Genomic DNA, 26,793 nt, shown 5'->3' on the forward strand with positions numbered 1-26,793 from the left:
TTGCCGTAGCCCCCTATTTATTTAGGAATAATGATAAAGGTTATAAGGCTTTTGTAATGCCTTCCTCTAGAAAAAGAACCTTCCCCAGCAGCATTTTTAGCCTGAGGAAGGTTCTTTTTTTCATAGGGCTTATACCTATTGACTTTGGTTTTAAGGCTAAACACCGAGGTAAGACATTAGCTTTATCTCCGGAGCTTTGGTATGCCATTGTCGCCCTTTTGACCGTAAATAATGGAACTTAAATCCTCTGAAAGCTCAGCTATAATTTAGAATCGGAGGATTTACAGCTTTATTAGTTATCCTGCCTTTACTCGTTTTTTTTAGTAAGATCAATTTTGCGTCAGCAACGGAAGCTCAAGCCCATCATTTATTTTCCAAAAACTGAACGGCCGTTTCATTGATTTCATAGGGATGGCTTCCGATTAGTTGGTACACCTCTGCTCCTGCGAGTAAGGCGGGTCCATAGCCATGTGCAGCATACACACTCACGGGGCGATGGTAATAAAATGCCGGGTCAAAGCCCATACCCGTACCCACACAGGTTCCTTCCACCTGTCCCTGATCATTGATCTTGCTATCCACCGCAGCCCATCCTAATAAAGTCATCGGGCCAAATACTCTATAATCCAACCATCCCTTATTGATGGCCTTTGCGAAGCCATAGGTGAAAATAGCGGTGGCGGAAGTCTCCAAATAACTATCATTTCTGTCCAGCAGCTGGTGCCAAAAACCGATGGAAGACTGATAAGAAGCAAGTCCCATTGCATGCTTTCTGAATAAATCCATCATGTCAGCTCGCTGGGGATGCTGCTCAGGAAGGACGTCCAGAAGCTCTACCAGCGTCATGAATGCCCAACCGTTAGCCCTTCCCCAGTGAAACTGAGGATAGCTGTCTGCTCCAAGGACCCATCCATGCATAAACAGTCCTTTGTCTTCATTAAACATCCTCTCTGCAAAAGCCAGGACCTGGGTCACTGCTTCATCATAATACGCCTCCTCTCCGGTAAGCTTGCCCATCTGAGCCAGCGCCGGCACACTCATAAAAAGATCATCCAGCCATAGGGTATTTTCCACTGGGCGGTTTCGTGCCAGGGTACCATCTGAGAATCGATACTGATCCTGCATTATAAAATCAATATAATGGCTGGCCAAAGGCCTGATATCCCGATTCAGCCCCTGATCTTTGGCCTTAATCAGTGCGGCGCAGAGCGCACCAGCATCATCCAAGGCATGAGGATGCATTACCCGAGCGATCGGTCCTTCATCTGGCTGACTTTTGTCAGCAGATTTAGAAAAATGAGTATAGGAAGCATCCAAAAACTCTAGCCGTTCTAAAGCATACTCGGTATAAGAGGAATTGTCCATGGCTTCCCCCGCCGCCAGCATTCCAGCATAGGTGACGCCCCATTCATAACTGAATATTCTGAAATCTCCCTTTTTCAATAGGGACTCCTCATTGGCCTGCCCGAGCTCCACGGGCTTTCCTTCCTTGTTCAGAAATTGGTAAGGGGTATTTTGCTGGAGGTAATGGAGAATACGGGAGAGGCTTTCCTCCACACTATTGGCCGTCACCTGTCCATAGGGTATTTCGTAAGCTGGCTGTATCAGATGCAGTGGCGTATTGCTATCCGTTTGGACCTCTTGTCCGATCACAGGAGTACCTATGACCAGCAGCGCAATCACCGAGGCTATTCGAACTTTGGTATGGCTTATGATATGCATATTATTTTGGCTTATTAATTATCTCTATTTGGGGTTTTGTGCTGAGCTGATCGGTCAGGTCTTTCAGGTACTGAATGAAATAGTTCCTATCTCTAAATCCCTGATCCGCCAGCTCCCAGCAAGCAATAGAATAATAGCTGATGGGCATCTTATTACTGGTTTCCATTACAGCTAGGAAACTGTCCGTAAGCTGCCCGGTATCAGGCGCCATTTCGGTATGGAGGTATTGATCTGCGGGCAGGATCAAGGCTAGTCCCAAATACCATTCTTTATCATAGGTCTGCTTGTCATGAGTGAATAACACCAGCCATTCGCCCAACCTCATTTCCTCCACCTCGTCTTCAGTATGGATATTCACCAGGCCTATAACCGCCTTCTCGTCTCCCTCAAGTTGACCAAAGGTCAGACTACTTTGATAGCCATACATTCCCGGCCATATCTTCGCTTTTTCCGTGACTTGATAAGTTCTGCCTGTTCCCTCCGGCTGCCAGTTTTTGTAATTATATTCCATTATGGACAGTAGAGGCCCGCTTTCCAGCACCTTAAAGGTCGTTTCCTCCACATTATTGAGGCTATCACGCTGGGTCACGCCGAGGCGAACGAGCTCCTCGCCCACTTTCAAGGAATATCCTCCGAGGCCCACCGAGGTGCCCACAGACAGGATGTCCCTTCCCCAATCTTCCATCACATGGTATAGGTCTTCGGTGACGCCCTGCTCATTGATCCCCACATTTCTTGGAGACATGGACTCAGTTTTCTTTCCAAAAACATCCTTGGAATTTCTCCCATCCAAATAATGACGAAAGCCCACCTTATCATTTTCCCAGGAAGGGCCATCGGTTTGGTAAGGCTGGTAGCCCATCACTCCGGGAAGCATATCGGGATAGAAGGTGTCTTGCAAGGCCGGCTTTACCTGTTCCTTTTCGGAGGCCCTGACCCCAAATCGCACATAGGTCCGCTCGGTATAGGCAAGCGCCTCATCCACCCAGCTCAGATCATAGTGATTCGACTGCCTTGGCCCGATATCCGCAAGAAAGAACAGCTCATCCCATTCCTTATCCCCATTGGTGTCGATAAGCTGGACGGGGATAGTATCATTGGATGCTAGCAGCAGCAATGGAAACTTCTGTGCAGCCGCACCCCTTAGTGCTGATTTATCGATCGATACGGGCTTATCTTTAAGGGAAATATCACTTGGGTTTTTCAGAATGATCTGAGTCCCGGTTTCCTGATTTTTCGTGCACCCTGAATGGAGAACAAATAGGCTGATAAGTAAGCCAATGCTTTTATAGTACATTATTCAAATATTAGTTGATGAGTAAATGGACTTGTTCCTGTAATATAAACATGTTTTCCTTCAGTCCTCAGGGAGCCAAAATGCACGCTATATTTTTCTCCGTCCAGGCGGCTGATTCTTTCATGGTCTTTCTGGCCAGGGCCAAAATTGATGGTGTCCTTACCCATGGTAAAACTTCCCTTACCCTCTTCAAGGAAGTAATTATCGGAATCCTCCCCTGCGGGAATGACGCCTTCCAGTTTCCCATTCTTATCAAAGCACAGTTCGATGGTTACCGTCACACCTTCCAGTCCACCAACTTCAAAGTCAATCGTCACCTTCCCCTCAGACTCCTCCACGGTGATGGTCGATTCCAGGGTTTTTACATTACTGACAGGCCGCTGGTCGAAGGCCATTTTGCTCCAAAACCTATCGTCCACACTAGGGCTTAGGGTATAGTCTCCTTCCTTATTCTTAAGATGGTCGGGCAAAGGCTGATAATAAGGAGCTTCCTGCTTTTGGTAGAGCACATATTTCCCCTCTTTTTCCCATAGGCCTTCACTTCTAAAATGCCCCATATTGAAGAAATTGGAAGACATGCGCATATACCAGAGGATCGCCTCGCCTTTCCGATAGGTAAAGAAGTTTGGGCTTACCGATCTCCCCGAGGCGATTATCAAGGGCCAATCCACCCCACCAAAGATAGAGGCGGTGGTGTCTGCCCTTCTGATGCGTACTAATTTGCTGCTAGTAAATACCCGCTCAAAATCGGTTGGCGGATTTTGGCTGGTGGGAAGCTCCTTTTTGAGCATTTCATCTTCCATAAAGTGAAATAAGGCTTCCTCCACCACTATCCGGTCAAAGCCCGGGAAGCCCTCTATCATCCTGCAAATAGCAGCAAATTCACCATTCTGATCATAGTTAGCAAGATAGCGGAAATGGAGGTATTGGACCACGATACTTCGGTGATCATATTGGTCCTGCCTTCTGGAATCTATGGTGACCAGGTCCCCGTTTGGTTCCATATAGTAATAGGTCATGGCTAGGCTCTTCCTAGGTGCCGCATACAGCTCTGGTCGATCTAATAGCCTTCCAATGGTAAGAAAAGCATTGTTTTCCACATCCGAATAATTCATACTCCTCTCTGGATAGTGGCCATCTTCATCCATATAGATTCCCTCACTTAGCCATTCATCTATTCTTTTGACGTATTTGGGATTGGGATAAAGTTGATTGATCCTCGCCAGAGCATGACAGACCACCCAGCGATGGTTTGGGGTATGGACACCACCGACCACCAGGGCCTCTCCTGTTTTCAATAAGAACCCTTTAATTTTTGCTTTTACTGGCTTTAGTTCCTCCTTATTATTTTGGCTAAGAATATATACACCTGCACATAGCGGCTCCATGATGAAGGCGGTATCAGGAGGAGATTCCAGATTGCCTGCATTGATGGTGCCATCCGGCCGCTGAGTACCGATCAGTTTATCTGCCGTATAGTCTAGCAAACTGACCAGCGATGAATCCAGGTAAAAATCAGAGTCGCTGCAACAATAGGCGGAGGCAATCATTGCAAAATTATATCCATAACTCCGGCCACCATGCCTGTTGGCGGCATCCTTCATGGCTAATAGCTTGCTGATGTGTCGATCATTTGCTTGGACCATCTGCTTCCATAGGTCACTTTCCTGGTAGGCTTGGGCGGATGCTGCTGAGGCCCAGCCTAGGGCGGGCAATAAGGTAAATGCCGCACCTAAGCCTGCGGACTGCTTCAAAAAGGTATTTCTGGTTATTTTTTTCATCTTTTGGTACTGTCAAATGCTAATCTAATTACTATAAAGAGAATAGTGGAATATAAGTATTTTCGACGCTAAGAGGTCTATATATTCCCGGGGATTAAATGTAAAAAGGAGATCTGCTCCCATTGGCGCAGATCTCCCCAATATCAACCCTCATAATTAATTATATCCTTCATTCTGGGAGATGGTCTCTCCACTTACGTCTATTTCGGCCTGAGGAATAGGACGAAGACTGTGATAAGGCTTGATGGCATTATTCAGAGCCGCATGGGGATTGTATTCCAGCACCCTCTCCTGCAGCTTGCCCGTTCTTTTGAGGTCCATCCATCGACTCACCTCTCCAGCCATTTCAATAGCACTCTCATCAAGGATCATATCGATATCCACCTCGCCTGCACTGACCATACTGCTGAGGCCTGCCCTATCTCGAAGGGCATTGATATGCTCTGCTGCCTTGGCCGAATTGCCAGATTGCAAATAAGCCTCTGCTGCAATCAAACGGGTCTCGCCACCTCTCATGAGGATCGCATCACGCTCCCCATCAGGATTTATCCCCGGATTAGTGTAAGGAACTCCAGGATCATCAAACTTCCTGAACATTGGAAAATGAACCTGAGTCAATCCATCAGGAGTAAAATACTGGTTAGGATTAAACACCGCATAGATCTTACTATCGATTTTGGCCTGTGGCCACGCTACCTTAGGAAAATAAATACTCGTATCGCCCTTAGCCACCGTGCCATCCGCACTGTTTACCTCCGCGATCATCAGACGCCTGATGGTGGCCTCTTCCCGCTGGTCTCCTTCTTCAAAAAGATCGAAAAAGAAAGGAGTCGGTGCACGCCCAAGTCCTCTATGATAGAGTGTGGACCTTACCTGTCCGGGATATACATCATATACGAACTTAAATAATAGGTGTCGATTATTGCCGAAACCTCTGGAAACAGGATTATTCCCATATAATAAGGAGAAAATGACCTCCCCATTTCTCTGATTTTCCCTGGATACCAAATCATTAAAATTACCTACCAATGGGTGACGGCTGATTACTGTTTCAGCCAAAGCTGCCGCATCTGCAAAATCCTGAGCAGTCCCAAAATCCTTATATCCTCGACTTAGCAATACTTTCGCTTTGAGGTGTCTAACTGCATCTTTGGAGGCGCGGCCAAACAGCGCAGGAGATTCATCCACCCCTGCTAGCGCATCATCCAGGTCTAGGATGATCTGTGCATATACCTCCTGCTCGGTGGCGCGATAGAATGCGGTCTGGGCCGTAGTGATCTCCTCCAGCACCAATGGCACACCACCGAAATTCTCCACCAAATGGAAATAAGAATAAGCCCTTAGGAACTTCGCCTCACCGATTCCTCGGCTCTTGTCTGAATCAGAAATCCCCTGCACCTCATCTGCTCGGGTCAGTGCTATATTCGCTCCACTGATCACCTTATAGTAATTGGTCCAATAAGCCTGAACCGATCCATTTGCCGGGCGAAAATTAACGTAATCATTCAGCTCCGAAATACCCGCTATGATATCTCTTCGAGTGAATATATCGGTGCCTTGGTGATCCAGATCATAATAGGTCGTGGCATCCCTCAGCTTATTATAACCATGGGCCACCAACTGATCCAGGGCCGTGGGGTCGCTTAGCAGGATATCATCTGATAAAAAGTTTCTGTTTTCTTCATCCAGAAACTCAGAGCAGGAAGCCAGGGAGAAGCCTGCCAACACTGCGGTCAAGATATATAGGTATTTTTTCATGATCTTCTTCATTAGAATTTAACATTTAAACCGCCCATAAATATTCTTGAGGAGTAAGCAGAACCCCAGCTGTTACGGGAAGCATTTTCTGGATCCCAACCTTCATAACTGGTAAAGGTGAAAGGGTTTTGGGCGGTAAAATAAACCCTCAGGCTCTTGATTTTAAGAGCCTCAAGGATAGGTTGGTCAAACTGATAGCCCAGCGTAATATATCCTACCTTCACAAAAGACACATCTTGATAGGTCAATGGTTCTGAGAATGGCCCGTTATTGCTGGGCTGATACCATTCATTAGAAGGATTATCGGGTGTCCAATAGTTGGTTTGGAGACTGTTGAACCTTGCAGGTGTGGAATCGAAGCCCCCAGAATGGGAAATATGGAAATAACTGGTAGAAATAGCCCCTTGGCTGGTCCTCACAAAGAAGGTAAAATCCCAGTTTTTATAATTGAAGGTATTAGATATCCCTCCCGTCCAGGTCGGTAGATTAGAACCAATGGTAGTTCTATCATCACTATTGATCAGCCCATCGTTATTGATATCCTTTACTCTCACCTGTCCCGGCTGCTGACCAAAACTCTGCGCCTCATCTACCTCGTCCAATTGCCATATTCCATCAAACACGTAGGAATAAATGGATCCTATTGGCTCGCCCACCTTATGGGCATAAGAACCCGCCTGAACTCCAAATAGGATTTGATCAAAATCCCCATAAAGCTTCGTGATCTCATTCACATTCTTCGCAAAATTTAAGGACGTGGTCCACTTGAAATCCCCATTATGGATGTTTACAGAGTTTAGGCCTAGTTCCACCCCCTTATTTACCGCCTCGCCCACGTTTTCAAATACTCCCGGCTGACCAGTCACCGTTGGCAATGGACGGTAGAAGATGATCCCCGTATTCTTTCTATTATACAAGTCCAGGGAGCCATACAATCGGTTATTGAAAAACCCAAAGTCCAGCCCAACATTAAATTCTTTGGTCTTCTCCCAAGTCAAATCCTGGTTCGCCAAATTATTAACAAAGGCCGTTTGGATCACTTGATCCCCCAGATTGGTAAAGTTATTTCCTATTAGCGATAAGGAGCCCAAAGGTCCTAGTCCGCCACCACTACCATTATTGCCGGTTTCACCGTAGCTTAAGCGTAGTTTGAGGTCTCCAAAGAAATTCTGATCCTTCATAAAATCCTCGTCAATAATCCGCCATGCAAAGGCCGCTGAAGGAAAAAACGCCCATTTATTATCTGCAGCCAGGATGGAAGCTCCATCATACCTACCTGTCAGGGTCACCAGGTATTTATCCTTGAAAGCATAGTTTACCCTTGCCGTATAAGATTCCAGCGTTTGCTTGCTGAAGCCACCCTCCACTTCACGTACATCCGAGCCGGCATCTATATTATAGAATAAAAACTCATCCGTGGAGAAATTTCTCCGCTGCATTCTATAGTTTTCATACCGATCCATAAATAAGGAATAGACAAAGGTGGTATTCAGGCGATGATCAGAACCAAACTCCAGGTTATAATTCACAATATTGTCCCAGGTATATGAAATATGATTGCCATTGGTCACATCTGCCCGGCGGTTTCCCTGATTTCCACTCGTGGATTTTGCATATAAGCCTCTGTATTCCCCATAGCGGTTAAATTCTATATTCGGAGAAAAATTAGTGCTGATTTTAAGGTTTTTATGAGGCGTAAACGCCAAAGATAGGTTACTGAGGTAGTTGAGCGATCTCGTTTCACGAGTGATATTCGCAGGCTCAAATAATGGGTTGGTGATAAACGATTCGCCCTCCAAAGGAAAGAATTGAGGGTCTCCACTATCTTCAAAAGGAGTCCCGGTAGGCCTCAGCCTATAAGCACTTCGTAGCCCTTCTCTGCTGCCTTCATTTCTTACCGAAAACGACGCATAATTATTGAAGCTTAAAGCAAATAATTCGGAGAGTTTACTACTCAGGTTACCTCTGATGGTAAATCGCTCATAGTCTTCGCCCTCAAAAGTCCCCTCATCCTGGGTATAAGCAATGCCCAATCCGTACACTGTCTGGTCTGAGCCCCCATTGATGCTTACAGAATGGTTCTGCTGCATACCATTGTGCTTTACTAGGTTTATCCAATTGGTGTATTTATTATTGGCAATATTCTCCAGCTCATTGGGCCTCATATAATCCTCCAGGTTCACATCATCAGAGTCCACTGAAAAATCTCCGGAAGAATAAAAATTACCCACCACAGCATCCCGGAAGTATTGGACAAATTCCTCACCCTGGAGCATATCTGGCTTATTATACGCTTCTTTGACACCGATATAATTATCGTATTGTACGGACAGCTGTCCTTTCACCCCTTTCTTCGTCTCAATGATAATCACGCCATTGGTTCCTCTGGATCCATAGATGGCAGTGGCCGAAGCATCTTTTAGTACGTCCATGCGCTGGATATCTGCGGGATTTAGAAAACTGATATCATTTACAAAGATTCCATCTACCACAAACAAAGGATTCTGGCCAGGGTTAAAACCCCCTTGATCCACCGTTTCATTTGCATTGATGGTGTTGGATCCACGGATACGAACATTGAATCCGCCTCCAGGTTTATTGTCTGCCACCTGAATATTTACCCCTGCCACCTGACCCTGAAGGGCCTGGAAGGCATTGACCTTATTGGCCTCTTGTATATTCTTGGAATCCATGGAAACCACAGATCCTGTAAGGTCCTTTCTCTTTACCTCACCATAGCCCACCACCACGACCTCATCGAGCTGCGCTACATCAGGCTCTAAGGTGATGTCAAAATTTGACTGATTGTTTACCGACAGTTCCTGACTGATATACCCCACAAAGGAGATCATGAGAGTGGATGTCTGGGGATCTTTTACATTTATAGAAAACTTACCGTCCAGGTCCGTAATGGTCCCTGTGCTAGAACCCTTTATTAATACCGTCGCACCGGGGATGGGCTGTTGGTCCTCACCAGAAATCACTGTGCCGCGTACCTCGCTGCCTTGAGCAAATCCTAGACTGGTAAAAAGCATACTTACTACAAATAGCCATACCCCTAGGGTATAACTTTTGGGCTTTCTCAAATTTCGGGGAGAAAACATAGTCCCCAAGAAGGGTCGAACTTGTTTCATAAATTTGGTTTTTTGGGTTTTATAATTAATTGATAGGAGGATTTTAGCCCTCTACTAAAGGTTGTTTGGTGAATTTATCACTAAGCAAAATCTATCTTTTTATCATTACCTAAAGTACTCAGGTTTTTAGCAGCCCACCAAAACGAATTGTGCAAAGGTTTGCACGGCGAAAACCAAAAAAATATCAGGCTCTTTGTTCCATTAATGGCAATAAAAAAAGGCTAGGATTACATAAAATGTAAATTAGACACTTAACGTCAGGCAAACATCTGTTTAGATGCCGCATAATTTAGTCTCTCACCTGAAAATAAATTTAATAGCATACCGAAATAGGGTCTATCCTTATGGAATCATTTTAGGATAGACCAGGAACTGAGGAGGATAATTAGAATAGCAGGAAAGCTCCTGTCCTATATATAAGATTGTTATTAGGCTGCTTTCATATCAGACATTGCCAAGGAGCACATAGATGATAATTGTGATCAGCACAAGGGCCACGGAGACTGGTTTGGCATATTTCCAATGATCCATTTGGATATAATCCAAGGTAGAATTGGCCGTGGAGGGCTTTAGGCGAGGCGAGGAATAGGACATGCCCACCATCACGGCCACATTCAGCAAAAATTCAATTCCCCAAATATGCACAAAGTGGATATCCCAAGGAAAGATAAAGGAGGTCATAATATAAAACACCAATCCGATGACCAGGGCTGTTTTGGCGGCTTTGGCAGTAATAAAATCCGTAAAAAACCCAGCCAGCATAATGGAGGCTATAGGGATAAAGAAAATCCCATTCAGCTGCTGTAATAACTGAAACAAACCATCAGGAGCATTGGCCACCAAAGGAGCTGCAGCTATGGAGGTAACAGCAAGGACGGTTGCGGAAATTTTACCTGCCATAACCAGTTCTTTCGAGCTGGCGGAGGATTTGATCAGTCGCTTATAGATATCTAGGCTGAATATCGTGGAGGCACTGTTCAGTACACTATTAAATGTGGAAAGCACGGCGCCCATAATAATTGCTGCAAAAACCCCCGTCAAACCAACAGGAAGGACCTTTTTTACCAGTTCCGGATAGACCATATCCTGGCTATCAAATAGGCTATCGCCAAAATAATAGAAGCCTATCACTCCCGGCAATACAATGATAAAAGGCACCAGCAATTTCAAAATCCCCGTATATAAAAGCCCTTTTTGGGCTTCCTTAAGGCTTTGCGCACCTAGAGCCCGCTGAATGATGGTCTGATTCATACACCAGAAATACAGCTGATTGATGATCAAGCCGGAAAATAAAGTCCCAAAGGGCAATACAGAATCCTTATCACCAATAACATCAAATTTCTCAGGGCTATTTTCAAAAACCTTTTCTAGGCCCGTCAATGGGTTACCGTCCCCTATCATCACCAAGGCAATGGTCGGGATTAGCAATCCGGCGATCATTAATCCATACCCATTGATGGTATCCGAAACGGCCACGGCTTTAAGTCCCCCAAAGATGGCATATATTGCGCCAAGACCTCCTACTGCCAGCACGGTGTACCACAGGCCTTCGCTCTTGCTGATATCCAGCGCTTCTGAGATATTAAATAAGCTCTCCAAATTTATGGCGCCCGTGTACAAAACTATGGGCAATAAGGTGACGGCAAAGGACACTAATAGAAAAAAGGCTACCATAGAGCGTGTCGTTGCATCAAAGCGGTTTTCCAGGTATTGAGGAATGGTGCTGAGCCCCATCTTCAGGTAGCGAGGAACAAAATACAAGGCGGCCACGATCAATGCTAAAGCTGATGTGACCTCCCAGGCTACGATGATAAATCCATTGACATAACTCGAACCGTTCATGCCCACCAAATGCTCCGTGGAGATATTAGTCATGATCATGGAACCAGCGATGACCACCCCCGTCAAACTTCTGCCGCCCAAAAAGTATCCATCTTCTGTTTCCAGATTTTCCTTGCGGGTCTTAAACCATGCATAAAAGGCTACAAATAATGTAAATCCGAAAAAGGATAATAAGGTTACTTCCATCGTTTTGGGCTTAGTGGTGATTTGAAATAAAAGTGAATTGACTTCTGTCAAAATATTTCAGACGATAAGATAATATATTATTAGAAAAGTGTGGAGGAGTACTAGTACTAATTATCATAAGAGAAAGGTCAGCTATATAAGGAAGTTTTAATTTAAGAAATTGATAAAATTGGCTTAATCATCCTTATAAACTTAGTTTTGGGTTTGTGTTTGGCCAATACTCGTGTTTTTTGGGGATAATAAAAATATTTTGCCTATAAATCCTTATGCAAAGGTTTGCATAGTCAAAATTATATTTCGACCATAAGACCGAAAAATAAGCTTAAATTGCCTCTTAGGCTAGGAGCATTTTACAAATCCCCTTTCATCATCACAATAATTTACAGACTTATAGATTAGCCCTTCATTAGCTAAGGCCCATATATCATCGATCATGACCCTTCCTCCACGATTACCTGCTGCGCTCATCCTCTTATTTATACAATTATTCCTTGCAACTGCCGGCTTTAGTCAGGCGCCCACGAGGATAGCCTTTCTCTCCGATGTACATTTGCAGGACATCTATGGGGGTGCTCCCCCGGATGGAGCCACTCTATTGGTACAGGATTCCTCATCTGGCAATGCCCTAAGCATCCGCACCATGGCCAGCCAGCTGCAGTCCACCCGTTTGTTTAATGAAAATTATTTCGCCTTTGAGCAGGCTCTGGAAGAAGTGGTTCGCCAAGGCATCAAAGTGATCGTCCTCCCGGGTGATTTTTCCGATGATGGCCAGCCCATGAATTTATTAGCCCTAAGAGAAATCCTCCAGCGCTATCAGCAAAAGCATCAGTTGCGCTTTTACCTCACCACTGGAAATCATGATCCTGTCACTGTCAGCGCCAGTGCTGCCGGAAAGCGGGATTTCCTGGGTGCTTCCTTTGCTCCCAGTCCCATGGTAAGCGAGCCATCCCTGCTGGACCAGTGGGCACTCGATCCATCTACTACGGTCATAAACCCCGAGATCGGGTATGGAGGCTATGAGGACATTATCCGCATTCTAGGTCCTTTTGGTTTTTATCCCTCCGAGCAAGACCTCTTCTGGGCACATCCCTTTGCGCCGCTAGATTACGAGAAGTACCACTATGACTCGGTGCTAGCCCAGGCCTCACTCAGCGAGAGAAGGTATGAAAATGCTGAAGGAAAGCTGATCCCTGACTTTAGCTATATCGTGGAACCTGTGGAAGGTCTTTGGCTCTTAGCCATAGATGGCAATGTCTATCATTCCAGCTCTGGCGAGGTCCTCAAAAGTTCCAGCGTAGGCTTTAACGAAGCCATTATAGACAAAAAACACCAGTTGGAATGGATCGAAGGAGTGGCTAAAGCGGCGGAAGAAAAAGGAAAAACCTTAATTTCATTCAGTCATTTCCCATTAGTGGAGTTCAATGATGGCACCGACGAACTGCTAAAGCGGATGTTTGGCCCTCATAAATTTCAACTCTCGCGAAGCCCAGTCCCCGAAACCTCCGCTAGCTATGCTGCTGCTGGCCTTCGGGTGCACGTGGCTGGACATATGCATCTCAATGATACCGGAATATATGGCCAGGCACCGCAAAATACCCTCGTAAATATTCAAGTGCCATCTTTGGCGGCCTATCCCCCTGCCTATAAAACCATGACCTTTGCCGATAATGAAACCATAGAAGTGGAAACTCACCGCTTGACTGAGGTTCAGGGAATGAGCACTTTATTTCCATATTATCAGAAAGAACACCAATTGCTCCAGACCCAAAATGCCCCTCAGCTATGGAATAAGGCGATTTTGGAGGCCAAAAATTATAATGAATATACGAGCATGCATTTGGAGGAACTGGTGAGGCTGCGATTTATTCCCAGTGATTGGCCAAAGGATATTAGCTCGACCTTGGTTCAGCTAAGCGGTACAGAACTTTATTTCTGGGCACGCCTAAAGGACAGCTCTCAAAGGACAGCTTTTCTGAAATCACCTATTATGGAACAAAAATCCCTTCGGAAATTGCGCAAGAAAATGAAGAAAGAAGGGCTCTCCCCTAGCACTTTTGAGGCCTGGAATGGACAAGAATTAATCACCGCCTTTTACTTCCTTAAAAACGGGGATGAACTCGCTCAATCAGATTTAGATCCGGAAAAATACAGCGCTTTCCACAGCTTAATGCTTCAGATCCAAAAGATGACTCCAAGTCAAGAAGGGGATTTTGAACGCTTTATGATGGATTTTGCACTTACTTATCTAAAAATGATGGATTCAGCCCCATCGGATCACTTTCTGATCAGCCCACAGCAGGGAACCGTCATGCGTCTAGAATAAGATAGGCCTTTTCTCATCACCATTATTATATTTTTGGATGCTGACGGGGCATCTCCTTTTTGGATTTATATGCCCTTTGGAGGATCGCTTCGCTCAAAGTGGCTTATATCGGGCGAAAGGAAATTTTCACCAAAAGATCAATCCATAGGTATCTTCTTGGAGGAATCTCTTAGGATTAATTCTGGCTTGAGTAATTCAAATCGATAGCTTATGGGGCTGACTTCGGAAGTTTGACGGAGTTGTTTCAGCAATAGCCTTGCAGAAAGCACCCCCAAATCATACACAGGCTGCCATACGGTGGTAAGGCTGGGGTGAAAATACTGACTATAAGGTTCATCATCAAAACCCACCACGGAGATATCGTCGGGGATTTTGAGGTCTTTTTTGCGGATTATAGCCATCGCTCCGATGGCCACAGCATCATTAATCGCAAAGATCGCATCAGGATAGTCTCCCTGCTCCAATAAGTGCTCCATTCCCTGCTCCCCAAAATCAGAGGTAAATCCCTCTACTTCCACGATCAGCGGCTCTAGAGTTGCCCCTTCAAAACTCGTTAGGGCGTCGAGATAGCCTTGCTTACGGTGCTGGCAGGTGGTGAGATTCTGAGGTCCGGCGATATGAGCGATCCTGCGACAGCCAGAGGCCAGAAGGTAGGATACCGCTTGCAGGGCGCCATCATAGTCATCCACCAGCACCTTATCCGCCTCAAAATCCGGACAATCTCTATCAAAAATCACTACAGGCATCCCGGCAGCTCTGAAATTTTCGAAATGACTAAAATCGGAGGTTTTGGAGGCTGGAGATACCAGGAGGCCATCCACCTGACTGAGCGAAAGCGTGTCTATAAGCTTCTGCTCTTCTTCATAGGATTCATTGGATTGACAGATGATCAGCTTATAGCCAGCCTCATCCAGCAGGTCCTGGATGCCATTGATGATAGTCGCAAAAAAATAACTGGTGATCTCCGGCACCATCACACCTATGATTTTGGTTTCCTTATTTAGCAGGCTTACCGCCAGCATATTAGGCTTATAATTCAGCTCTTTAGCCACCCGATTGACCGCTTCTTTGGTATCCTTACTTATGGACGGGCTGTCCTTCAAGGCTCTGGAAACCGTGGATGGGGCTATTTTCAGGTTTTTTGCAATATCCGTAATCGTACTTTGTCTTCTCTTCATGCAGGTCTGAATATATTAAAATTTCTCCTGAAGCTGACATTATCTATCTGGTAAATCCCAACAGCTTTGATCTATTAATCTTTCCAAGCGGCTCCTCTCTTCTCCCTTCGCTACTTTTTTCGATGTGAATCCTGCTTCAGCCACCCACCATTATAACCTTTTCCCTCCCACCACAAAGACATTACTCACCCTTCGGTCAGGCATACATCGTCGGTCTTACACCCCACTATATCCTTAAAGTCCTGGCCCTATAATAAGCCTTCATTATGAACCTTTCGTTAAGTTTCCGTTTCTTTTACCTTCAATTAGGAGCACCATTTCTATTTATAAGATATAGTGAATATCTTAATGGTTTGAAAGTAATAACTGTCAAATCATTAAGGTTTTTCAATCAACAATCCAATTTATGAAGGTTTTTGCCCTAATTACATCCCTATCGATTATGATCATAACTAGCTGCTCAGCCCAGAATACCACTGAGCCCGCTGGTGATGAATCCTCCCTCACCGTCCTGTCTTATAATATTCATCACAGCAATCCACCTACGGCTGGAGGGCTGATCGATCTGGAGTCCATCGCAGCGGTGATTATGGAAAGTGAAGCGGATATCGTGGGGCTTCAGGAAGTGGATATCTTCACCGAAAGATCTGGAAAAGACCTTCATATGGCGAAGGAGCTAGCCGAAATGACCGGAATGGATTATTTTTATTTTTCCAAAGGCATAGACTTTCAAGGAGGAGAATATGGCACGGCGATACTATCCAAATTCCCACTGGGCGAAATGGAAACCATTCCTTTGCCCTCTCCGGAAGGTACCGAACCGAGGACACTCTCTTTAGCAAAGATTCTGCATCCTGCGCTGGGCGAAATATACTTCGCTAATACCCACCTGGATTATACAAGTGTGGAAAACTCCCTTGCACAGGCAAAAAAAATAACCGAAACCCTAGCCCCTAAGCAGCAACCAGTCGTAATGGTGGGCGATTTCAACGCAGAACCAAGTAGCGAAACCATCCAGTTTCTGGACGAATATTATATAAGAACCTGCGGCAATTCATGTGCTCCCACCATTCCTGTGGTCAATCCCACCAAGGCAATTGACTTCATCATGTATTCCAAGGAGATGGGTATCAGCACTCAGAGTCATGAGGTCATTCCTGAAAGCTATGCTTCCGACCACCTACCAGTAAAGGCGGTTCTAAATTTTGAATAATTAGAAGTTTCAAATTTGTCACTTCATGTGACACAAAAAAACTCAGGAGCTAACTAACTCCTAAAAAAAAATCGACTGCTATAAGCCCTAATTATGATAAGGGCTTATAGCAGTCGATGATTATATTTTTATTATTAATCGCAATGAGCTAAGCGCTTAGGCATAACTAGGCCTACTCTCATGCTATTGCCTCAGGATATCCTGACTTTTCTCCACTCTTAAAGTGAGGATATAGGCAATCGTTAGGCAGATTCTCCATGCTGGGAGACATCCAGTCCTACCTCCTCATATTCATCCCTTACCCGCAGGGTAACGAATTTATTGAGCACAAAGAAAATAGCATAGGACATCAGAAAGGAGAATACAGATACCCCCACTAAAACAAGCATATGTGAGCCAAAGATTTCCCAGCCGCCATGCATTAAGCTAGAGCCTTCAGGGCTAGCGAAAATAGCGGTAAGGATCATGCCCATGATTCCCCCAACTCCGTGGCAGGCAAAGACGTCCAAGGTATCATCCATATCTTTCAAGGCTTTGGCAGACAAAGCCAGGTTGGAGACGATAGCTCCTATAAAACCGAAGAACATACTTTGAGGAATGGTGATAAACCCTGCTGCCGGGGTGATGACCACAAGTCCAACCACCGCACCAATACAGGCGCCCATGGCGGAGATTTTGCGGCCCTGCATCCTATCAAAGAACACCCAGGTCATCATCGCAGTAGCGGAACTGATCGTGGTGGTAGCAAAAGCGACCGCTGCAGTTCCATTGGCGGCAAGGGAAGACCCTGCATTAAAACCAAACCAGCCAAACCATAACATGCCTGTTCCCAGCATCACATAGGTGATATTGGAGGGGGCATGGTGCTGACTCTTGCGCTTTCCGATAAATAATGCGCCAGCAAGGGAGGCCAGGCCTGCACTAATATGCACCACCGTACCCCCAGCAAAATCCAGCACCCCAAAATAAGCTCCTATCAGGCCCTGAGGATGCCACACCATATGGCATAGCGGCGCATAAACCAGCACGCAAAACAAGCCTATGAAAAAAACATAGCCTATAAATCGCACCCGCTCAGCAAAGGAACCCGTAATAATAGCCGGGGTGATGACGGCAAATTTCATCTGAAATAAGGCAAATAGAACAAAGGGGATGCTGCTCGCTATCGTGGCATGTGGCAGCTGACCCACTTGGTCAAAAAACATATATTGAAAGGGATTTCCGATGATCCCATAATACTCTCCATCTATGCTAAAACCGATGGGATCCCCAAAGGCCAAGCTGAATCCAACCACTACCCATACCATGGTCACCACTCCAAGAGAGATAAAACTCTGCAGCATGGTGGAAATGAGGTTCTTTCGCCCTACCATTCCCCCATAAAACAAGGACAATCCAGGCGTCATCAATAAAACCAAACAGGAGGCTGTGAGCAGCCAGGCGATATCCGCAAATATCAGCTCACTCTCTGACCCAAAATTCTCCGCTGTCGGAGCTTCCGGCTGCCAAAACAAACCGGCTAAAGATGCAGCAATGATCGTTGCAAATGCAACTTTCCACTTTTTCTTCATAGTAAATATTAAAATTTGGCTTCAAAAGTACGTCAATTTTCTCTTTTTTCAGAATATTTTTTCAAACTAACTTAAGTTAAAAAATCATTTGGTATTGAATGCTATGGAATTGATACGTCAAAATTACCTTTAAATACCATCCTGCCACCAATGATAATGAAAAGAAAACATTAAAATCAACCCGTTTTGAAACCTATTATTTCAGAATCATTATAAATAGTCTACCGCCATCTTACGAGAGTCCTCTTCTCCCGCAATTTGCACCACAGATATCAAGGGTAAACACAAAAAATCAGAAATCGGATTGGGTTTTAATAGTATCAGAAATAGCCTCATGGCCTAGGTAATATCCTGCTCCGGGGAACCAATTATCCAAAAAAAAGGTATAAATGGTACTAATAACTAATTTTATGAAACCCATATCGGAAACATCTACCTTCACCCCTGCCATAAATAGTCAACTTTCTTTTCGGCCACTCTTAAGTTGGTGGAAGGAAAAATTGCCAACCGCCAGTCCCCTGCAAAGAATCCAGTTGGAAAAACTGATCCATTCGGCGGCGGATTCCGACTTATTTGCAAGTGATGAGGTAGAAATCAGTTCACTGAAGAAGTATCAAGGGGATTTTTCAATGATTCTCAATAGTCTTTTTCCGGTATCCATAGACCATGACCAGCATTTGTTTCTGATGGCTATGCCCTTTGACCAAACCATTGTATATAGCTCCTCGGCACTTTACCGGCAGTTTATCACCCCTGACGGCTGCCTCAATCCCTCCATTCAGGCGAGACAAAAGGATCTATATTTCAATAAACTCTATACTGGGTATAAATTGATTTTCAAGAAATTCTATGATATCGATATCAAAGCCCATAATTCACTGGTTTATCGCTTTATAGATGCTGAAGGGATAGAAAAATACTATTATTCAGAAATCAACACTGACTTTATAGACATCGAACTCATTGGCGATCTGCCATCTAAGTCCTTCATCCAGTCGGTCTGTCCAGCGACGGAGCCCTGCCTTAATGAATTTGAGAGATGGCAGGAGTTAATCCCCTTGGATAATTTTCTCTTCAAGGGATTCTCCTTGGTGTACTTGAAGGATTTCACCTCCACTGAGGCGGTGTCCGAGCTTAATAATGAATTATTGAAAGAATACGATGTGACCTCACCGCTATTCCTAGATCTCATCTCCTCTTCCATCAAAAGTTTGCTAGGGACAGCCAAGGTCATGGTGGGAATCGCGGCCTTACAAAAGTTTGATGACGAATACCTAATCACCGAAAGGCGTGCTTCCAACAGCCTTCTGATCAACCAATTAGCCAAGAACAATGACCCCGGCACTTATCAGCGTATCGTAGAGCTATTAGGACAGGTAAGCGTCCCGGTATTCATGAATTATGAAGAGCTTATTCAGAGGCTTGAAGAAGACCATCTCTCCTTCCAGTGGATTGCAGAAATGGGTGTCAAGGAACTGATAATTGTACCATTATATTATGACCAAAATTTGGTGGGGGTCCTTGAAATCTGCTCCACTGAGGAGCATGCTCTTGCGGCGGGCATGCTGGAGGTACTTAAACCTATTCAGCAGCCTCTCGCCATGACGATGCAAAAGGAACGTAAGAATTTCGAGCATCAGGTGCAGCATATTATCCGGAAAAACTATACCGCTATCCAGCCGGTGATCGAGTGGAAATTTAATGAGGTGGCGGTCAAAAAACTTATGGACCAGGAAAATGGCCAGGAAACTTCGCTTGCTCCAGTGGTATTTGATGGAATATATCCCTTATATGCTGCGGTGGACATCCGAAATTCAAGTTCGACCAGAATAGAGGCTATACAGCAAGATCTGCGTATGCACCTTGGTCTGGCAAGAACCATCCTCGGTCAGGCCCATGCACTTTCTCCTTTGCCGGTATTGGAAAAAATGGATTTTCGTATTGGACAGATGCTCGATGCGATCCAGCTGATCCTGGTCCCTGAGGATGAGGCGGCGATAAATCACTTTATCCTTGAGGAGCTCAACCCGCTTTTTAGACATCTTAAGAAATCCCAGCCTAGCCTCCAGGCCACCATTGCTGAGTATTTTGCCCAAATGGACCCTGGTGCCCAAATGATGTATAAGCACCGTCAGGCTTTTGAGGACAGCTTAGAGGCGATCAATGTCGCCTTGGGGCAGCATATCGATAAGGCCCAGATAGAGGCCCAAAGGATGTTTCCTCATTATTTCGAAAAATATAAAACCGACGGCATAGATTATAATATCTATATCGGTCAGTCTCTGGTCAAGGATCGTGAGTTTGACCAGATTTATTTAGAAAACCTCAGGCTTTGGCAGCTGACCGTACTATGTGAATGCGCATTTATCAGTCAGTCGCTGAAGCATAAATTGCCGGTACCGCTGGAAACTACCCAGCTGCTGCTCGCGCATAGCAATCCGCTTTCGATCAGTTTCAGGATGGATGAGCGCCAGTTTGATGTGGAAGGGGCTTATAATATTCGCTATGAGATATTAAAAAAGCGCATAGATAAAGCCTTGATTAAAGGCAGCAATGAGCGTCTTACCCAGCCAGGAAGCATCTCTGTCATCTATTCCCATCCACTGGAGGCCAAAGAGTACCTCGACTATATCCACTACCTCCAAACGAAGGGCATGCTGGGCGACAAGGTCGAGCATCTTGACCTCGAAGACCTGCAAGGGGTAAATGGTCTCAAGGCCATACGCGTAAAAATAGCCAGCATCCAAAGTTCTACTTTGAACTCAGAAGCTAGCCATCAAAAGGAAAATTCTAAAACTGATATCCAAAATTAAAGGTAAATAGGGTTTCTTCCTGCCCAAAGGCCAGGTCCCCACTGACCACCAGGGAATTAAGCGGTGCCAGCCAAACGCCTACACCCAGGCTGTTATGCCATTTGTGGGAGTCTTCTGGCGCATACCACACCCTGCCTATATCATGAAAAACCACCAAGCCTGTGCTGGCAGGAAATAACCTCGTTTGGAAATCCCTGAACCTAATCCTAGCCTCTGTATTATTATAGATCATCGAATTTCCAGCGTAGCGCTTACGTCTATATCCTCGGAGATTGTCCAGCCCTCCCAGCGTCTGGGCTTGAAAGAACTCATATTCTCCCCAAGTCACCCCTCCCCCAAATCGAGTGGCCCAGGTGATTATAGAAGGAATCTGCCTGCTCCAATAAAAAGATACTTCCGAATTCCATTGGGTGGTGCTATGGCTATTGGCATTTAGACCTGCCAGGTGAGTCAACTGATTGTAAAATCTAAGCCCTCGATTGGGCATATGCTTATTGTCAGTTTCGTCCACCTCAAATCTCATGTCCAGACCGCCATAGAATTTTGGATGATTAAGATCATTGATATCCACATCCGTTTGATCTGGTGAATTGATATACTTATCCTCATTATCATCCTCATCCATGCGTGTGCGCTGGAATACCGGTCCGATTTTAAAGACCATATTTTCTGACAAATCCCTTCTCGCCCAGGTGTTCACCATAAATTGATTGTACCTGACACGATAGTATTTGGGGCCATATTCTTCCTTGTCAAAAGAAGTTATATTATTGCCATAGCCAAAGAAGTTATTGACATAATTTGGGGCATGCATGATAGCTTCCCATTCCAGGCCCCACTTATTATACAGATTGGTCGCATGGCCTTGATAGTAGATATTGAAAGACTTGGTTTTGAGGGCATAATTAGCCTTTATACTTTGCTGCAAAGCATAGGGATCTTTCCTGAAACCATGCTTGGTCCACTGAACCCCACCCCCTAAGAACAGGCCATCATCAATATTATATTCAAGTGATATTAAGGGCATTATAAGATCATACTTAAATGACTTTCGATCATAATCATAGACCGAGGAGGACTTAGATAGGATGCTCGTGGAGGAGGAACCAAGGTCCAGCACATCCTCTTGTTCCCGCCACTGGTAGATCAGGTTTGCTGGCTGATCCAGCGTACTCTTATCACGGATGGTGTCGGGCTCCAGCCCGCTCATGATTCTCACTTTTATAAGGCCTGGGCCTTCGCCAGTCACCTCAATATCGTCCTCGCCACCCAGCCCATATAGGCGAACTTCCTGGGTCACTGCCGGGTCAAATTTCCGGTTAAAATACTTTTGTTGGACGGCTCCTTTTTTTGATATTTTCTTAAATTCCACATCGACTTTGCCATCAGGCTCATGTCTCACCTCGATCTTGTCGGATTTATAAGAACCCACAATATCTACTTCCCTGGAGATAAAATCATAATACTGCAAGGCCTGATCCTTTAGCCATGATTTTCTATAGAGCAATTTGGCAATAATCTCATCCCCATGGTAAGGATAAACAGTTGCAGGGAGCGACTCCACAGTGGACTGAATGGTACGATCGTCCAAGTCTGCCAGAAACTCATCAATCACCTCTTCCCAGTCCTCTCGGTCCAGATCATTTAAAAAGGATCGGTCAAAATACCTGCCATTAAACATAAAGGAGTTTACATCTCTGATATCGTATCCGAAGCCTTGGAATTTTGGCATTATCCATTTCCGAGAGGCTATTTGGGGTATTATTCCCTCATTTACGAAGAAGGCCTGATCACGGTCACGGGGCATAGGGATAAATTCCCGGCCATCTTTGGTCTCTTCACCGATCCATCGCCACTGGTCATCATGCCGATCCCAGTCACCGATCAGCAGATCCAATAACCTTGCTCTGAGTACCTTCTTTTGAGCAATCACAAAATCCTGATCCTCATGGATTTTCCGGAGCATCTTATCGGTGCTATAATACTTATAATCTTCCTCATCTATCTTCTCAGGAGCCACCTCCCGTTCCTCATAAAGGTAAACGGCATTAGCAAATTCCTCCATATAAATGCCTAGTCCAGGGTCATCAGCCAGCCATACCAGCTCAGGCTTCGTGTGCACCACGCCCACGGCTTGGGCGAGCTCAGGTATCAGCAGCGCCCCAAAGGGAAAGGAGGCTGAGATTTGATCTTGCACGATATCCTTAGCCATGGTATGGCGTAGCATCTTTGGGATGGCCGCTTCGGGATACTTCTCCACGGATCTCAGGACATATTCCACGCCCAGAGAATCCACCAGTCGTAGGGATTTGGTCTGCATCCCGCCTCCTCTTTTTATGATGGATAATCCGCCTCTCTCACTATCCAACTTCAGCACCCTGAGATCAACGCTCTGCATCCACTCCTCCCGATAATTGGCTCCATATAGCTTTTCCTGAAAAACGCTGGCTCCATATTGATCACTGATGGGCTGATTTACCGAGTCTGGCAAAGCAGGGCCAGTGCTGGCTTCGGTCCTAGTGATGGCTGCCGGAGCAGTGCTTAGCGCATTGGAAAAGATGGGCTCCGGACTGCCTAGCTGGAAAAAGTGCATTTCAGTACTTCCATCTGACCATAGGTCAATGGTGGCAAAACCTTTTGCAGAGATGGAAAACTGCGCTGGGTTATCTTTCCGTAAGTAGGTATTCTTGGAGCCGGCACCGCTCACGATATGGTGAATGCCATTGTCCATAGTATATTCCAAAGCATGCTCATGACCAGAGACCATGATGATAGCAGGATGGCCTTCCACGGCTGCCTGCATTTGCTCGATATATTCCTGGTATTTAGGATGGGGAACATCCTGAATATTGCCCAAATAAGTTCTGTACAAAGGGTAAATAGACCCAATAATGGGTAAGGGAATATATAAGTCAGGATTCAAGGCGGTGAGGGGAAATAAATGGTCCTTCCAGGTATATCCTCCATTATGCTCCCCGTAAGTACGGAGTGGATGGTGCATGGCGAGGATAATGGTCTGATCAAGGTTTTCCTGTACGATATCCTTCAAGGCAGCAATAAGCTCCTCCTCTGTTTTGTATTCACAGTCAGAATCCTCTCCCGGCCGATTTTCCCTTTGGAGCCACCATTGGCTATCGATAGCAACCAATATGGTGTGATCATTCAGCTGCCTGGTTATGGGACCGGGGCATCCGTCCTGAGGTACCCAGCGGACATTTGTCAATGATAAGGAATCGATAAAAGCTTGAGCACGCAGCACCGCCTTAAGCCCATCCGCCTGCCCTTTTTTCCAATCGTGATTTCCTGGAATCATCAATATCTCCCCTTCGATCTCCTTTGATAGGCTTAGCTGCTGAAGCAAGACCATTTGACTCTCCAGTTCTGATGGATCTCCGGCTTCGGGCATTCCTTTGGGGTAGATATTATCTCCAAGATAAATCACTTCGGAATGCAGACCATCAGGCTCCTCTGCAATCATCCTACGGAGCTGCTCCACCACGGGATGAAGACCATTGGGGTCAAGCTGACCAGCATCTCCCACCAGATATAGCCGCTGGCTAAGCTCCTGAGCAGAGGAAAGACTGGCAGTAAATAGTAAAGACAAAAAAAGAAAGGGTATTTTCATTACTTAAGGTCTATAGCTGAATTTTAGAATATTGGAATTACCATCACGCGCCTCATTGGAAATATATAAATCACCATTCGGGCTGAAGGCTATTCCTTCGGCCTGTTTAAATTGCCTGGGATCCAGCCGATAGAGGCCTTCCTGCTTACCTTGGCGATCCATAATCAACAGCCACTTACCCACAGAGGAAAGGACATAAAACTTATTCTGTATGGGATGAAGGGCGATAGCAGCAGGCTTAATGGTCAACTTAAAATCATTTTCTACGGGCAATAGCTTCCTCAGGTCCTTCTCGGTTAATTTAAAATCCTCTAATTTTGAATAGTTGCCGGTGGAAGTGTTGAATAAGAATGCGCTGGCCACATTTTTGTCATCATCAAGCTCACATTCTTTGCAATATAGGATAAGGTGATTTTGATCAAATACTCCAAGACTTTCGAAATCACGCTTGCCTTTGAAGGGGAAATCATAATCGGTAGAACTCGTTTCTTTCCCAAAAACCTTATGTATGGCATATACATCCCCATTACTTTTTAGGGCAAAAAGAGCCTTTCCAGTCCATATTACATCCTCTACATCCATGTTTTTGGCAAACTTACTTTTCCTAAGGATTTTATTGTCCGGCCACTGCAGCTCATAGATGATGGAAGACTCATCCTCAATGACCCAGAGGGCACCCTCAGGAGAAAAGGTAAGGCCCGAGATTTCATCAAGAGTCTGAGGAAGGATCATTTTCTCAGGATCGGCCAGATTATAATGCGGCAATGGGAGAAAATCCCCATCGTACCGCTTCCCCCGAAGGCCGCAGGAAGATACCAGCACAAAAAGTAAAAAGAGGGATAATTTGGAGTGATTCATGATATAAGATTATAAATTAGGATTAAATTTACCCAATTAATAGAGCAGTAAAAGTATGGATTCTTCAGCAAAAAGCCTTCTCTTCCAAGTAGAACATCACATCCGAAACCTATATTTCGACAATAAAAACGAGCTATTATGTTACCATAATCTGGAGCATACCTTGGATGTGGTACATGGAGTAAAAGAGATAGCTGAGGCTCTTCAGCTTGGCGATGAGGATAAGGAAATCCTGCAAGTGGCGGCATGGTTTCACGATTCGGGCTGTTGGATAGGGACTAGCTTACAAGGGCATGAGAGCCGCGGTGCTGAGCTGGCCCATGATTTTTTGATGCAAAAAGGCCTCGACACCACCTATATAGAGAGGGTAAAAGGCTGCATTCAGGCCACCAGAATGCCCCAATCTCCGGAGTCAGTAATCGAAAAAATCATATGTGATGCCGATCTGTTCCACCTCGGCAGTGAGCATTATCTAGATCGCGCCATCAAGCTGCGTGAGGAATTGGTGAATTTAAATCTATTGGATATCAGCGAACTGTCATGGCTAAAATCCAACCTGATGTTTATCGGAAATCACAGCTATCATACCGAATACTGCAAGCGTCAGCTCGGCTCAGGCAAGCAAAAAAATATGGCCAAATTAGTACAGAAAATTGAGGAGATGGAAAAGGCAAAAAAAGTGAATAAGAAAAAGGGTAAGAAATCTAAGGAAACTGAAAGAGGAGTAGAAACTTTATTTCGCACCACCTCCAAAAACCACCTTGAGCTCTCCTCCATCGCTGATAATAAGGCCAATATAATGATATCAGTCAACTCGATTATCCTGACCATCATCGTGTCAGTGCTGCTTCGAAAGCTGGAAGAGTTTCCCAATTTCATCATCCCTACGGTGATGCTGCTCTGCACGAGCCTGGTCACAATGGTATTTGCAATCCTGGCTACACGCCCAAATGTCACCTCTGGTCAAGTCACCAAGGAAGATATCGATAATAAAACCGCCAATCTGCTGTATTTCGGAAACTTCCATAATATGTCCTTGCAAGACTATGAAGCAGGCATGAAGAAGATGATGAATGATGCCGACTTTCTCTACGGCAGCCTCACCCGCGATATCTATTTCCTAGGTCGTGTATTGGGCAAAAAATACCGCTTACTCCGCAAGAGCTATACTGTCTTCATGTTCGGATTTATCCTCTCTATCCTCGCCTTCGCCATCGCCTCCGTTTTCTTCCCTGTGGACACTTATTAGAGCTTATTATATTAATCAATATTCCCGAAGCCCCTTCTAAATACTGAGCCAAAAGGCAGCTAGACATTTGCTTGATAGGGATAGGATTAGTGATTTGAGTAAGGAGGGTAAAGATGCCTATATGTGATAAGGGAGTCTTTTTGAGTATGGAAGCTTGGTTGTAATCTCTTTGCGGTGCAAAGAAAATTTATCCTTGACAATGGTAATCAATATTCCCGAAGCCCCTTCTAAATACTAAGCCAA

General features: G+C 45.1%; 14 protein-coding genes. 4 read left to right on the forward strand and 10 right to left on the reverse strand.

What is annotated here, in order from left to right; genetic code table 11:
* Positions 1-363: 363 nt before the first annotated feature.
* The 6 genes from B050_RS0120615 to B050_RS0120640 form a co-directional block, all read right to left on the reverse strand.
* Positions 364-1,722, reverse strand: coding sequence for a glycoside hydrolase family 88/105 protein (locus tag B050_RS0120615; protein WP_018475858.1), 1,359 nt, complete (start codon positions 1,720-1,722; stop codon positions 364-366).
* A gap of 1 nt (position 1,723) precedes the next feature.
* Entirely contained in the window at positions 1,724-3,019 is a 1,296-nt protein-coding gene (locus tag B050_RS0120620) for a DUF4861 domain-containing protein (RefSeq protein ID WP_018475859.1), read from the reverse strand.
* A complete protein-coding gene (locus B050_RS0120625) occupies positions 3,019-4,800 on the reverse strand; it encodes a prenyltransferase/squalene oxidase repeat-containing protein (RefSeq protein ID WP_018475860.1) in 1,782 nt (593 codons plus the stop codon). The genes B050_RS0120620 and B050_RS0120625 overlap by 1 nt, the downstream gene beginning before the upstream one ends.
* 156 nt (positions 4,801-4,956) lie before the next feature.
* The gene (locus B050_RS0120630) at positions 4,957-6,558 is read right to left on the reverse strand and encodes a RagB/SusD family nutrient uptake outer membrane protein (RefSeq protein WP_044203179.1); all 1,602 of its coding nucleotides are present in this window, start codon (positions 6,556-6,558) and stop codon (positions 4,957-4,959) included.
* 11 nt (positions 6,559-6,569) lie between these two features.
* The gene (locus B050_RS0120635; RefSeq protein WP_205745011.1) at positions 6,570-9,692 is read right to left on the reverse strand and encodes a SusC/RagA family TonB-linked outer membrane protein; all 3,123 of its coding nucleotides are present in this window, start codon (positions 9,690-9,692) and stop codon (positions 6,570-6,572) included.
* 444 nt (positions 9,693-10,136) lie between these two features.
* Positions 10,137-11,720, reverse strand: coding sequence for a solute:sodium symporter family transporter (locus tag B050_RS0120640; RefSeq protein WP_026236059.1), 1,584 nt, complete (start codon positions 11,718-11,720; stop codon positions 10,137-10,139).
* A gap of 433 nt (positions 11,721-12,153) precedes the next feature.
* Here B050_RS0120640 and B050_RS0120645 point away from each other — a divergent pair, with 433 nt between their 5' ends.
* Complete coding sequence (locus tag B050_RS0120645) at positions 12,154-14,043, forward strand: metallophosphoesterase family protein (RefSeq protein WP_018475864.1); 1,890 nt, start codon at positions 12,154-12,156, stop codon at positions 14,041-14,043.
* A gap of 137 nt (positions 14,044-14,180) precedes the next feature.
* On the opposite strand, the gene B050_RS0120655 is transcribed toward B050_RS0120645, so the two are convergent.
* Positions 14,181-15,221, reverse strand: a complete 1,041-nt coding sequence (locus tag B050_RS0120655; protein WP_018475866.1) for a LacI family DNA-binding transcriptional regulator — start codon at positions 15,219-15,221, stop codon at positions 14,181-14,183.
* 442 nt (positions 15,222-15,663) lie between these two features.
* On the opposite strand from B050_RS0120655, the gene B050_RS0120660 reads away from it, so the two are divergent.
* Complete coding sequence (locus tag B050_RS0120660; RefSeq protein WP_018475867.1) at positions 15,664-16,434, forward strand: endonuclease/exonuclease/phosphatase family protein; 771 nt, start codon at positions 15,664-15,666, stop codon at positions 16,432-16,434.
* A 242-nt stretch (positions 16,435-16,676) separates the two neighbouring features.
* Here B050_RS0120660 and B050_RS0120665 read toward each other — a convergent pair whose 3' ends face one another.
* Entirely contained in the window at positions 16,677-18,005 is a 1,329-nt protein-coding gene (locus B050_RS0120665) for an ammonium transporter (protein WP_018475868.1), read from the reverse strand.
* A 410-nt stretch (positions 18,006-18,415) separates the two neighbouring features.
* Here B050_RS0120665 and B050_RS0120675 point away from each other — a divergent pair, with 410 nt between their 5' ends.
* A complete protein-coding gene (locus tag B050_RS0120675; RefSeq protein WP_157492933.1) occupies positions 18,416-20,818 on the forward strand; it encodes a GAF domain-containing protein in 2,403 nt (800 codons plus the stop codon).
* Here the strand turns inward: B050_RS0120675 and B050_RS22755 are convergent.
* Both B050_RS22755 and B050_RS0120685 read right to left on the reverse strand, forming a co-directional pair.
* A complete protein-coding gene (locus B050_RS22755) occupies positions 20,796-24,422 on the reverse strand; it encodes a metallophosphoesterase family protein (RefSeq protein ID WP_044203182.1) in 3,627 nt (1,208 codons plus the stop codon). The two genes, B050_RS0120675 and B050_RS22755, sit on opposite strands and share 23 nt — an antisense overlap.
* Positions 24,423-24,446: 24 nt before the next feature.
* Positions 24,447-25,301: an SdiA-regulated domain-containing protein gene (locus B050_RS0120685; RefSeq protein WP_018475872.1), complete on the reverse strand. Its 855-nt coding sequence runs from the start codon at positions 25,299-25,301 to the stop codon at positions 24,447-24,449.
* A 55-nt stretch (positions 25,302-25,356) separates the two neighbouring features.
* On the opposite strand from B050_RS0120685, the gene B050_RS0120690 reads away from it, so the two are divergent.
* The gene (locus tag B050_RS0120690; RefSeq protein WP_018475873.1) at positions 25,357-26,550 is read left to right on the forward strand and encodes a Pycsar system effector family protein; all 1,194 of its coding nucleotides are present in this window, start codon (positions 25,357-25,359) and stop codon (positions 26,548-26,550) included.
* Positions 26,551-26,793: the final 243 nt, after the last annotated feature.

It is taken from the genome of Echinicola pacifica DSM 19836, assembly GCF_000373245.1.
GTDB classification, from domain to species: Bacteria; Bacteroidota; Bacteroidia; order Cytophagales; family Cyclobacteriaceae; genus Echinicola; species Echinicola pacifica.